Here is a 12401-nt window from a genome sequence, read left to right on the forward strand (position 1 = left end):
GTGCTTGTTTCTGAACGGGGCACTGTACTAGGAAGCCCGGATCTGTTGAGTGTCGATTGCCTGTGAATAGGTCGCGACATAGTCGCGCGCCATACGGTCGGCTGAGAACCGTCCTTCGAAAACGGCCCTTATCCGGCGCCTGTCGAGCTGGAGCAGAGCCGGCATGGTAGCGACGGCATCCTCGATGGTTTCGACGACGAAGCCGGTCACGCCGTGATCGATGATCTCCGGCATGGCGCCGCAACTCCAAGCCATGACAGGGGTTCCGCAGGCCATCGCCTCGATTACCGCCAGACCAAAAGGCTCGGGCCAGTCGATGGGAAACAGCAAGGCAGCGGCGTTGCCGAGAAACCTGCTCTTCTGGTCCTCGCTGATCTCGCCGACATATTCGACGCGATCGCCATCGATCAGCGGCTGAACGACTTCCTCGAAATAGGCCCGGTCGCCGTCACCCACCTTGGCCGCGAGCTTGAGCCTGAGGCCCGTGCGCCTGGCAATCTCGATCGCCCGGTCCGGCCGCTTGTCGCGCGACATCCGGCCGAGGAACGCCAGATACGTGCCGTCGGAGCCGGCCTCGAAATCCGGCCGATAAAGATCGAGCGGCAGCCCATGATGGATGGTCGCCAACCAGTTGGCGGACGCGAGCCTTGTCCTTTGGCTGCGTGAAATGGAAATCATTGGAAAGCGTGGGAACCGCTCATAGGCCTGTGCCAGATCCACATAGTCCAGCCTGCCATGCGGCGTCGTCACCGTTCGCTCCGGCATATGGCGGAAAAACGGGAAATGCACGAAGTGGCTGAGATGGAAGTGAAGAATGTCGAAATCGTCGGCCTGTCTCCGGACTTCCTCGAGCATCGACAGATGCGCCGCGATCTCCGACTTCAACGGCCTGGGATCGAGGCGCAGCGCCCGTTCCCGGCATGCAACCAGCCGGGCGGAGGTTCTCGTATCGCCGCTGGCAAACAACGTCACATCGTGGCCGAGGCCGACGAGAGCTTCGGTGAGATAGGAGATGATGCGCTCGGTGCCTCCATAGAGCCTAGGCGGCACGGACTCGTACAGCGGCGCGACATGGGCGATCTTCATTGGCCTGCGTTCCCTCAATGAGCTGGTCACAGGCGAAAATGCATCAGCGGCGGTATCGTTCCTCCGCCATCGGCAGATGCGTCACTCTCGTGTTTGATGTTCTCCCGGGCGGCCCTATTTCTTTAGGTGCTGCTCCTGTGCGCGACGACCACCCCGAGGAGGTTCCGATGCAGCAACCGAAGGACATTGCGGCCCGGCGGCTGGACATGATCATCGAACAATATGTCGAAGCCAGAAAAAAGCAGCGCTTCGGCTATGTTTCGACGGACCAGGCCGCCAGGGTCATTCACAGAATCCTGAAACCCACGCCTTCCGATCCCTCCTTTTCGGATCACGAGCTCGACGACATGGTCGCCGCCCTCGCCGTCAAGAACGGATTGGCCGTCGTCTTCGACCGCGGCGTCAGAGGGTCGGTCGGCGGTAGCGAGGCGGAGCTGGACAGAAAGGACCCGGCCATGAGAGCACCAGCGGAAGGCCCCGACGTTGCCGGCGCGGTGGACGCGATCCTGGTTCAGCAAAAAACCGCCCCGCCATCGATGAGGGCGATGATCTCACTGCTGCGCGAACGCACCGGCACCAGCCGATCGGACGCGGACCTGGAAGGACTGATCGCCAAAAAGGCCGCTGTCCTGAATGTGCATTTGCGGAACGACTGAGTGGTGAGCGCGATGGGATTCGAACCCATGACCTACTGATTAAAAGTCAGTTGCTCTACCGGCTGAGCTACGCGCTCCCGTGGGCTGGAAACGGCGCCCTCGAAATTGCGCGGAACATAGGGAGAGTGCCTCGACCGGTCAACCGGAAAAAACGGGCCACCAAGCCATGCGTTCCCGCCGTGCCGGCTCTCCCGGCCGGCCGTTTCGGCAAGGACATGCCGAACCTTTGCCAGGCAGGCGAAAGACCCTGTCGCTGCCATCGACGCCAAACCGGAGAAACATTACAAATCAGCAACTTGCCTTTTTTTCCAGGAACAATTCGCGAGCGTGCCCGTTTCCTCCGCCACAAGGGACGTCAACCTTTCAAGGAGAAGATCATGAACAAGGTCCTGTCGGGTTTGCTGGCGACCACACTGTCAGCTTCGTTCACAGTGGCGGCTGCCATGCCGGTCGAAGCCGCACCGGCCTATGTGCCGCAGCCTGCGTCGGTCTCGTCTGATGTCCAGACCGTGCAGTACAGGCCGTGGGAGCGGCGCCGTAACTTCCGCGGCGAGTTTCGCGGCAACCGCAACTTCTACCGCGACAACCGCGGAGCCTACTGGAACGGCCATCGCGGCTACCGTGAATACCGTCCAGGCTATCGCCGTCACGGCGATTTCTGGTTCCCGCTTGCTGCTTTCGCCACTGGCGCGCTGATAACCGGCGCGATCGCCAACAACCGGAACCGCGTCTATGAAGGCAATTCGCACGTGCAGTGGTGCTATGACCGTTACCGTTCGTACCGCGCCTCCGACAACACGTTCCAGCCGTATAACGGCCCGCGCCAGCAGTGCATTTCCCCCTACTGATGGGCGGCAGTGTTCGTCAGAGGGATAGAAAGTCAAAGCCCGTGCCGGAAATGGCGCGGGCTTTCTCTGGCTGGCGAAAGACCGACAGACAAGTTGTGATCAGTTGGCCCAGTTGATGGTCTTCAAGATCAAATACAGACCGCCTTGGACGCTCGGGGAGCGGTAGGCTCCCAGTGCATCGCAAATCCTGACCGTAGCGCCGGTCAGTCCCCAGCCGAGCGCTTCGAGGTGGTCGGTATCGGTCACGTAAGCCTGAGCCAGTTCATCGATGCCGTTCTCCTCACCGAAGGATCGAACCCGCTTCGCATCGCTAAGGACCTCCCAAGGCAAGTTTGAGTTTGCCCAGGCCCAGAGCCAGTTATTGGCTCTGACACTCGTGGTGCCCGCAACCTGGATTTCGGCGGCGACCTTAACGACGCCTTCCTCCGAAAAAAGAAGCGTGCCCGCCGTCAAGTCGTAGTCATAGCGGGACCAACTACCGAGGCGGAAATCGCGCAGGCGTGTATTCTTGGCCTTCAGCTCGTCGAATGCCTCGTCGCGCCACGCTGGATACCAGTCTGGATGCTTCATTCTCCCCGCCCCGTCGCCGAGCCTTTCACAGCGCTCCTTGCTATGGCACGCTTAGCGTCCTGCGAACAGCATCGCGCCACCCCGCCAGCTTGGCCGAGCGTACCGATGGTTCCATGTCCGGTCTGAAGCGCCGGTCGAGCGCCCACGTCTTGGCGAATTCCCGCGCCTTCGGCCACACGCCCGCCTTCGAGCCGGCAAGCCAGGCGGCACCGAGCGCGGTCGTCTCCAGAATGGTCGGCCGGTCGACCGGGGCGTCGAGAATGTCGGCCAGCCGTTGCATGGTCCAGTCGGATGCCACCATGCCGCCATCCACCCGCAGCACCGTCTTGGCCGCCGTACCCTTCCAATCCTTGCGCATGGCATCGAGCAGATCGCGCGTCTGATAGGCCACGGATTCGAGCGCGGCGCGGGCGAACTCCGGCGGCCCCGAATTGCGGGTCAAGCCGAAGATCGCACCCCGCGCCTCGGCATCCCAGTGCGGCGCGCCGAGCCCGACAAAGGCCGGCACCAGATACACATCCTGGGTCGGATCTGCCTCGGCCGCCAGCTTGCCGCTCTGTTCGGCCTTGCCGATCACCTTGATGCCGTCGCGCAGCCACTGCACGGCGGCTCCGGCGATGAAGATCGATCCTTCCAGCGCATAGGTGGTCTTGCCGTTCAGCCGGTAGGCAATGGTGGTCAACAGCCGGTTCTTCGAGCGCACCAGATCGGCGCCGGTGTTGAGCAGCGCGAAACAGCCGGTGCCGTAGGTCGATTTCATCATGCCGGGTTCGAAACAGGCCTGGCCGATGGTCGCGGCATGCTGGTCGCCGGCAACACCGAGGATCCTAATCTCCGCACCAAAGAGATTTTTCTGGGTGATTCCAAAATCATCGGCGCAGTCCTTCACCTCAGGGAGCATCCTTGCCGGGATGTTCAATATGGCCAGCAGCTCGTCGTCCCAGACGTTCTTCTCGATGTTGTAGACCAGCGTGCGGGAGGCATTTGTGGCGTCGGTGGCATGCACCTTGCCGCCCGTTAGACGCCAGATCAGGAAACTGTCGATGGTGCCGGCCAGCAATTCGCCCTTCTCGGCGCGTTTCCTGGCGCCTTTCACTTTGTCCAGCATCCAGGCGATCTTGGTGCCGGAGAAATAAGGATCGAGCAGCAGGCCGGTCTTCCTGGTGAAGGTCTTTTCCAACCCCTGCTTCTTCAGCTTCCGGCATAGCGGCGCGGTGCGCCGGTCCTGCCAGACGATGGCGTTGTGGATCGGCTTGCCGGTAGTCCTATCCCAGATGACGACGGTCTCGCGCTGGTTGGTGATGCCGAGCGCGGCGACGTCCGAGGCCTCCCGCCCGGCATTCTTCAAGGCGCCCTTCACGGTCGCCACGACGCTGGCCCAGATATCTTCCGGATCATGCTCGACCCAGCCGGAAGCAGGATAGTGCTGGGTGAATTCTTGCTGGCTGCTGCCGACGACCTTCATGTCGCCGCCGAACAGAATCGACCGGCTCGATGTCGTGCCTTGGTCGATTGCCAGGACAAAGCCATTCATTCGCACTTCCTCCGTCATGATACAAAGAAGGGAGACGGCAACGTGCCGCCTCCCTGAATTTCACACGGGCGCGAGCGCCCGCATAGGACAGTCCTACTTCTGCCAGCTCTTGACCAGTTCGTCATAGTTGATGGTCTGCGGCTTCTCCTTCTCGTTCTCGATCTTGAGCTGAGGAGCGAGATTGCCGGCCTTGACCGCGTCGGCGTTCCAGTAGGCGAGATCATGTTCCTCGGCGAGCTTCGGCCCGATATCGCCCTGGACGCCGGACCTCTCGATGCGGCCCATGACCTTCTCCTGCTCGGCGCAAAGCGAATCCATCGCCTCCTGGGCGCTCTTTGCGCCCGACGAGGCATCGCCGATCGCCTGCCACCACAGCTGTGCCAGCTTCGGATAGTCCGGCACGTTGGTGCCGGTCGGGGACCATTGCACGCGGGCCGGCGAGCGATAGAACTCGATCAGGCCGCCGAGCTTCGGTGCGCGCTCCGTGAAGCTCTTGTCGTGAATGGTGGAGTCGCGGATGAAGGTGAGGCCGACATGGCTCTTCTTCACGTCCACCGTCTTGGAGGTGACGAACTGGGCGTAGAGCCAGGCGGCCTTGGCACGGTCGGTCGGCGTCGACTTCATCAGCGTCCAGGAACCGACGTCCTGGTAACCGAGCTTCATGCCGTCCTTCCAATAGACGCCGTGCGGCGACGGAGCCATGCGCCATTTCGGCGTGCCATCGTCGTTCATGACGGGCAGGCCGGGCTTGACCATGTCGGCGGTGAAGGCCGTGTACCAGAAGATCTGCTGGGCGATGTTGCCCTGCGCGGGAACCGGGCCGGACTCCGAGAAGGTCATGCCCTGCGCTTCCTGCGGTGCGTAGGCCTTCAGCCAGTCGAGATATTTCTGGATGGAGTAGACGGCGGCCGGGCCGTTGGTATCGCCGCCACGCGCCACGCAGGAGCCGACCGGACGCGAATTCTGGTCGACCTTGATGCCCCATTCGTCGACCGGCAGGCCATTCGGAATGCCCTTGTCGCCATTGCCGGCCATGGACAGCCAGGCATCGGTGAAGCGCCAGCCGAGCGACGGGTCCTTCTTGCCGTAGTCCATATGGCCGTAGACCTTCTTGCCGTCGACGTCGCGGCCGGTGAAGAACTCGGCGATGTCCTCATAGGCCGACCAGTTGACGGGAACGCCCAGATCGTAGCCGTACTTGGCCTTGAAGTCGGCCTTGTTCTTCTCGTCGTTGAACCAGTCGTAGCGGAACCAGTAGAGGTTGGCGAACTGCTGGTCGGGAAGCTGATAGAGCTTCTTGTCTGGCGCGGTGGTGAAGGAGGTACCGATGAAATCCTTCAGATCGAGATTCGGATTGGTGACGTCCTTGCCGTCGCCCGCCATCCAGTCAGTCAAATTGCGCACCTGCTGGTAGCGCCAGTGCGTGCCGATAAGGTCGGAATCGTTGACCCAGCCGTCATAGAGGTTCTGGCCGGTCTGCATCTGGGTCTGGATCTTCTCGACGACGTCACCTTCCTGGATGACGTCATGCGTGACCTTGATGCCGGTGATGGCGGTGAAGGCCGGCGCCAGCACCTGCGATTCATACTGGTGGGTGGCGATGGTTTCCGACACGACCTTGATGTCCATGCCGGCGAACGGCTTGGCCGCATCGATGAACCACTGCATTTCCTTTTCCTGATCGGCGCGCGAAAGCGTCGACAGATCGCCTATCTCCTTGTCCAGGAAAGCCTTTGCCTCGTCCATGCCGGCGTAGGCGTTGCCCACGCCGAGCAGCAGGACAAGGGCGGTGGTCGATGTTAAAAATTGCCGTCGCATTGTGTTTCCTCCACGTTTTGAAAAGATTTCAAGTGCGATCTGGAGCGGTCGCCAGCAAGCGGCCGCTCCAACAGTTTCCCCCTCTATGCGTAGCGGAAGACGCCGATGGCGTAGACCACGGAGAGAGCGAGAGCCCACCACAGACTGGGTCCGACAAGACCCAGCCAAGCGAGATGGATGAAGGCGCTGCCAAGCAGCGAAACGAAGAGACGATCGCCGCGCGTCGTCTTGAAACGCAGCACGCCGATGCGCGGATTGCCGCCCGGCGAGGCATATTCCCAGACACCCATGCCAACCAGCAGCAGCGCGATGACGGCGAAGAAGGCGGCAGTCGGCCAGGTCCACGCCATCCACGAGAAGTCGAGGTTCATGGTCACACCCTCCCCAGGGCGAAGCCCTTGGCGATGTAGTTGCGGACGAACCAGATGACGAGCGCCCCGGGGATCAGCGTCAGCACGCCGGCTGCAGCGAGCAGGCCCCAGTCCATTCCCGACGCCGACACAGTGCGGGTCATGGTAGCGGCGATCGGCTTGGCATCGGTGGTGGTCAGCGTTCGGGCGATGAGCAGTTCCACCCATGAGAACATGAAGCAGAAGAAGCAGGCGACGCCGATGCCGCTGGCGATCAGCGGCATGAATATCTTCACGAAGAAACGCGGAAACGAATAGCCGTCTATGTAGGCCGTTTCGTCGATCTCCTTCGGCACCCCGGACATGAAGCCCTCAAGGATCCACACCGCCAGCGGCACGTTGAACAGGCAGTGCGCCAGCGCCACCGCGATATGCGTATCGATGAGGCCGAATGCCGAATAAAGCTGGAAGAACGGCAGCGCGAACACCGCTGGCGGGGCCATGCGGTTGGTCAAAAGCCAGAAGAACAGATGCTTGTCGCCGAGGAACCGGTAGCGCGAAAAGGCATAGGCCGCCGGCAGCGCCACGGCGACCGAGATCACCATGTTCATCACCACATAGGTGATCGAATTGATGTAGCCCGAATACCACGACGCATCGGTGAAGATGATGGTGTAGTTGCGCAGCGTCGGCGCATGCGGATAGAGCGTCAGCGAATTGACGATCTCCGCATTGGTCTTGAAGCTCATATTGATGAGCCAGTAGATCGGCAGCAGCAGCACGATGATGTAGAGCGTCGGCACGATCCACCACCAGCGCGATTCCTCGCCACGGCGGCGCATGCGCCTGTCCAGCTCACTCTGCGACAGCGAACTGGCGAGTCTTTCCGAAGCGGCGGTCCCGTTCACCAGGTTGCGCTCGGTGCGTTCGTTGGCGCCGGCCATATCAGCGCTCCGCGTCGTAGTTGGTCATGACGGTATAGAACACCCACGACAACAACAGGATGATCAGGAAGTAGACCAGCGACATCGCCGCCGCCGGACCGAGGTCGAACTGTCCGAGCGCGGTCTTGACGAGGTCGATCGACAGGAAGGTCGTCGAATTGCCCGGACCGCCGCCGGTGACGACGAAGGGCTCGGTGTAAATCATGAAACTGTCCATGAAACGCAGCAGCACCGCGATCAGAAGCACGCGCTTCATCTTCGGCAATTGGATGTAGCGGAACACCGCCCAGCGCGAGGCGCCATCGATCTTGGCCGCCTGGTAGAAGGCGTCGGGGATCGAGACCAGGCCGGCATAGCAGAGCAGCACGACGAGGCTGGTCCAGTGCCAGACGTCCATGATGATGATGATAACCCAAGCGTCGAACGGATCCTGCACGTAATTGAAGTCGATGCCAAGCGCGTTGACGTAATAGCCGAGCAGGCCGATATCGTTGCGGCCGAACACCTGCCAGATGGTGCCGACGACATTCCACGGGATCAAGAGCGGCAGCGCCATCAGCACCAGGCAGACCGGCACGCCCCAGCCTTTTTTGGGCATGTTGAGGGCAATGAAAATGCCGAGCGGCACTTCGATCGCCAGGATGATGAAGGAGAAGATCAGGTTGCGCACCATGGCTTCCCAGAAGCGATCGGAATGCAGCAACTCCTCGAACCATTCGGTCCCCGCCCAGAAGAAGACGTTGTTGCCGAACGTGTCCTGTACCGAGTAGTTGACGACGGTCATCAGGGGGATGACGGCCGAGAACGCCACCAGCACGAGCATCGGCAGCACGAGGAACCAGGCCTTGTTATTCCAGGGCTTTTCCATTTACGCCCCCATCTCGACACGCCAGGAATCGGCGTAGATGTTGATGCCGGCTGGATCGAACCGCACTTTTGGATCGGCGGGAACGGTTTCGTCCTCGCCGATGACGGCGGCGATCTCGCGGCCTTCCAGACTGGCGCGCACGACCTTGTGGCGGCCCACATCCTCGACCTTGCTGACGTGGACGGCCATGCCATCGCGGCCAAGCCTGACATATTCAGGACGGATGCCGAGTTCGACGACGCCGCTTCCGGCCTTCGGCGCGCCTGGCAATTGGATGCGCTGGGAGCCAAGCGTCGCTGTCTTGCCATCGATCGCTACTGGCATGACGTTCATGCCGGGCGAGCCGATGAAGTAGCCGACGAAGGTGTGGCGCGGCCGCTCGAACAGCTCGGCCGGCGTGCCGATCTGCACGATGCCGCCATCATACATGACCACCACCTGGTCGGCGAAGGTCAGCGCCTCTGTCTGGTCGTGCGTGACATAGACCATAGTGTAGCCGAAGCGGCGGTGAAGCTGCTTCAACTGCGAGCGCAGCACCCACTTCATGTGCGGGTCGATGACGGTCAGCGGCTCGTCGAACAGGATCGCATTGACATCCGAGCGCACCAGTCCGCGGCCGAGCGAGATCTTCTGCTTCTGGTCGGCGGTCAGGCCCCTCGCCTTCTTCCTGGCCCAGTCTGCCAGGTCGATCATGTCGAGCGTCTCGCGCACCTTGCGGTCGACGTCGGCCTCCGGAACGCCGCGGTTGCGCAGCGGGAAAGCCAGGTTGTCGTAGACGGTCATCGTGTCGTAGATGACCGGGAACTGGAACACCTGGGCGATGTTGCGCTCCTGCGTCGACAGTCTCGTGACATCCCTGCCGTTGAACAGCAACTGGCCGTGCGAGGGGTGGAGCAGGCCGGAAATGATGTTGAGCAGCGTGGTCTTGCCGCAGCCGGATGGGCCTAGCAGCGCATAGGCGCCGCCGTCCTCGAAAGTGTGGTGCACCTCCCGCAGTGCGAAATCCCCATCGGTACGCGGGTTCGGCAGATATGAGTGCCTGACATGGTTGACGTCGATGCGCGCCATCTTTTTCTCCTCAGGCCGCCAGCTTCGCCGCGGCCACGGCGACGCCGTGCTGGTCGAAAACCATGATGTGACGCGGGTCGATGAACACTTCGACCACGTCGTCGGTCTCGAAATCGCGGATGCCATGGGTCAGCATCACCCAGCGCGCGTCGGCGAAATCAAGGTGGATGAAGCTTTCCGAGCCGGTGATCTCGGTGATGGTGACCTTTGCCCGCACCGGCACGGCACTCGCATTCGGCCGCTCGAGCGACAGATGGTGCGGCTGGAAGCCGATCGTGTAATTGCCGTCGGCAATGCCGACAAGTTCCGGCGGCACCGGCAGCTTGACGCCGCCCTCCAACAGGAAATCGGGCCCGTTCTTGGCCAGCACGATCGTGTTGAGCGGCGGATCGGCGAAGGTCCTGGCCGTCACCAGGTCGACCGGTTTGCGGAACACCTCGATGGTCGGGCCGAACTGGGTGATGCGGCCTTGCGACAGCGTCGCCGTGTTGCCACCGAGCAGCAGCGCCTCGTGCGGTTCGGTCGTGGCATAGACGAAGATGGTGCCGGCGGCGGCGAAGATCCTCGGCAGTTCTGCGCGCAATTCCTCGCGCAGCTTGTAGTCGAGATTGGCGAGCGGCTCGTCGAGCAGCACCAGGCTTGCGTTCTTGACGATGGCGCGCGCCAGCGCGGTGCGCTGCTGCTGGCCACCGGACAGGCTGAGCGGCGTGCGGTCCAAATAGGGCGTCAGCTTGAGCAGGGCAGCGGCTTCACGAACCTGACTGTCGATCTTGGCCTTCTCGACGCCCGCTACCCGCAGTGGCGAAGCGATGTTTTCGTAGACGCTCATCGCGGGGTAGTTGATGAACTGCTGGTAGACCATGGCGATCTTGCGCTTTTGAACAGGCTGTCCGGTGACGTCCTTGCCGTCGAACCAGACCGAGCCGGAAGTCGGCGCGTCGAGGCCGGCCATCAGCCGCATCAGGCTGGTCTTGCCGGACAGCGTCGGCCCGAGCAGCACGTTCAGCGAGCCATGCTGGAGCGTCAGCGACACGTCGCGGATATGCTCCACCGCGCCGACCGTCTTGGTGACGTTCCTCAGTTCCAGCATGATGCCTCCTCCCAGGCCTTGTGCATCAGCAGCCCTTCATTCCGCGGCCGCGACGTGGCGGCGGCTTATGCCGCGCATGAATTCATCCAACGCCGCCGTCTGCTCGCGGCTGAAATGCAGGCCGCGCTTGGTCCGGCGCCACAGCACATCTTGCGATGTGACGGCCCATTCGTTCTCGACGAGGTAGCGCACCTCGGCCTCGTAAAGGTCCGCGCCGAAATTGCGGCCGAGATCGGCATTCGATTTGGCAAGGCCAAGCAGCATCTGCGCGCGCGTGCCGTAGAGCCGCGTGAGCCGGCGCGCCAAACGCTGGTCGAGAAAGGGATAGGCGCCCTTCAGCCTCGCCACTTGCGCATCAAAACCGGTCGCCGCGAAGTCGCCGCCCGGCAGCGGCGCATTTGCCGTCCACGGCTTGCCGCGCCTGCCGAGAAAGCCTTCGATCTTCTCCAGCATCGATTCCGACAGCCGGCGATAGGTGGTGATCTTGCCGCCGAACGTGTTGACGATCGGGGCTGTGCCCTCGCCGCCATCGGCTTTCAGCACATAGTCGCGTGTCGCCTCCTGTGCCTTCGAAGCGCCATCGTCATAGAGCGGACGCACGGCCGAATAGGTCCAGACGATCTCCGAGCGCTTGACGGGTTGGGCGAAATACTCGCTTGCCGCCGCGCAGAGATAGTCGATCTCGGTGTCGCTGATCTTCACGTCGTGCGGATCGCCGGGATAGTCCTGGTCGGTGGTGCCTATCAGCGTGAACTCGTCCTCGTAAGGAATGGCGAAGATGATGCGGCCATCCTTGTTCTGGAAGAAATAGGCACGCGGATCGTCGAATTTCTTCGCGATCACGATGTGACTGCCCTGCACGAGGCGGACATTGTGCACATCGTTGAGGCCGACGACGCCGGAAAGCACATGATCGACCCAGGGGCCGGCGGCATTGACCAGCAGCCGCGCCTTGACCTCTTCGGTCTCGCCGGTCCGCAGATTTTCGATCCTGATCGTCCACAGCCCGCCTTCGCGGCGTGCCCCGACCACCTTGGTGCGGGTGCGGATGGTCGCGCCCCGGTCGGCGGCATCACGCGCGTTCAGCGTCACCAGCCGCGCATCGTTGACCCAGCCGTCGGAATATTCGAAGGCCTTCTTGAACAATGGTTTCAATGGCTTGCCGGCAGGGTCGGTAGCCATGTCCAGGGTCCTGGTCGCCGGAAGCAATTTGCGCCCGCCAATGTGATCGTAAAGGAAGAGGCCGAGCCTGATCAGCCAGGCCGGACGCAGGCCCTTGGCATAGGGCAGCACGAAGCGCATCGGCCAGATGATGTGCGGCGCGTTCTTCCACAGCACCTCGCGTTCCATCAGCGCCTCGCGCACCAGGCGGAATTCGTAGAATTCTAGATAGCGCAGGCCACCATGGATCAGCTTGGTCGAGCCTGAGGAGGTTCCGCTGGCGAGATCGTCCATCTCGGCCAGAAATACCGAAAACCCGCGGCCGGCGGCATCACGGGCAATGCCGCAGCCATTGATGCCACCGCCTATGACGAAAATGTCACGGATCGAAGATGCGTCCACCAATTC

Annotated in this window: 12 protein-coding genes and 1 tRNA gene; 2 read left to right on the forward strand and 11 right to left on the reverse strand. The window is 62.0% G+C overall.

What is annotated here, in order from left to right:
• Positions 1-27: 27 nt before the first annotated feature.
• Complete coding sequence (locus LB566_RS12965; RefSeq protein WP_140548291.1) at positions 28-1086, reverse strand: glycosyltransferase family 4 protein; 1059 nt, start codon at positions 1084-1086, stop codon at positions 28-30.
• Between the two features lie 17 nt (positions 1087-1103).
• On the opposite strand from LB566_RS12965, the gene LB566_RS12970 reads away from it, so the two are divergent.
• A complete protein-coding gene (locus LB566_RS12970) occupies positions 1104-1742 on the forward strand; it encodes a hypothetical protein (RefSeq protein WP_224624673.1) in 639 nt (212 codons plus the stop codon).
• Between the two features lies 1 nt (position 1743).
• On the opposite strand, the gene LB566_RS12975 is transcribed toward LB566_RS12970, so the two are convergent.
• Positions 1744-1819: transfer RNA gene (locus LB566_RS12975), tRNA-Lys, on the reverse strand.
• 300 nt (positions 1820-2119) lie between these two features.
• On the opposite strand from LB566_RS12975, the gene LB566_RS12980 reads away from it, so the two are divergent.
• Entirely contained in the window at positions 2120-2590 is a 471-nt protein-coding gene (locus LB566_RS12980; protein ID WP_224624674.1) for a BA14K family protein, read from the forward strand.
• A 99-nt stretch (positions 2591-2689) separates the two neighbouring features.
• Here LB566_RS12980 and LB566_RS12985 read toward each other — a convergent pair whose 3' ends face one another.
• The 9 genes from LB566_RS12985 to glpD form a co-directional block, all read right to left on the reverse strand.
• Positions 2690-3160, reverse strand: a complete 471-nt coding sequence (locus LB566_RS12985; protein WP_224624675.1) for a DUF6882 domain-containing protein — start codon at positions 3158-3160, stop codon at positions 2690-2692.
• Positions 3161-3200: 40 nt separating this feature from the next.
• Positions 3201-4694 (reverse strand): glycerol kinase GlpK, encoded by a 1494-nt coding sequence (glpK, locus tag LB566_RS12990; RefSeq protein WP_224624676.1) that lies wholly within the window; start codon positions 4692-4694, stop codon positions 3201-3203.
• Positions 4695-4787: 93 nt separating this feature from the next.
• Positions 4788-6512: an ABC transporter substrate-binding protein gene (locus LB566_RS12995; RefSeq protein ID WP_140548283.1), complete on the reverse strand. Its 1725-nt coding sequence runs from the start codon at positions 6510-6512 to the stop codon at positions 4788-4790.
• Positions 6513-6595: 83 nt separating this feature from the next.
• A complete protein-coding gene (locus tag LB566_RS13000; protein ID WP_140548281.1) occupies positions 6596-6883 on the reverse strand; it encodes a DUF2160 domain-containing protein in 288 nt (95 codons plus the stop codon).
• Positions 6884-6885: 2 nt separating this feature from the next.
• Complete coding sequence (locus LB566_RS13005; RefSeq protein ID WP_140498790.1) at positions 6886-7806, reverse strand: carbohydrate ABC transporter permease; 921 nt, start codon at positions 7804-7806, stop codon at positions 6886-6888.
• 1 nt (position 7807) lies between these two features.
• On the reverse strand, positions 7808-8674 hold the full coding sequence (locus tag LB566_RS13010; protein WP_224624677.1) for a carbohydrate ABC transporter permease: 867 nt from the start codon (positions 8672-8674) through the stop codon (positions 7808-7810).
• Entirely contained in the window at positions 8675-9742 is a 1068-nt protein-coding gene (locus LB566_RS13015) for an ABC transporter ATP-binding protein (RefSeq protein ID WP_224624678.1), read from the reverse strand.
• A 10-nt stretch (positions 9743-9752) separates the two neighbouring features.
• On the reverse strand, positions 9753-10832 hold the full coding sequence (locus LB566_RS13020; protein WP_224624679.1) for an ABC transporter ATP-binding protein: 1080 nt from the start codon (positions 10830-10832) through the stop codon (positions 9753-9755).
• 36 nt (positions 10833-10868) lie between these two features.
• Entirely contained in the window at positions 10869-12395 is a 1527-nt protein-coding gene (gene glpD, locus LB566_RS13025) for a glycerol-3-phosphate dehydrogenase (protein WP_224624680.1), read from the reverse strand.
• Positions 12396-12401: the final 6 nt, after the last annotated feature.

It is taken from the genome of Mesorhizobium sp. CA13, assembly GCF_020165235.1.
Taxonomy (GTDB): Bacteria; Pseudomonadota; Alphaproteobacteria; order Rhizobiales; family Rhizobiaceae; genus Mesorhizobium.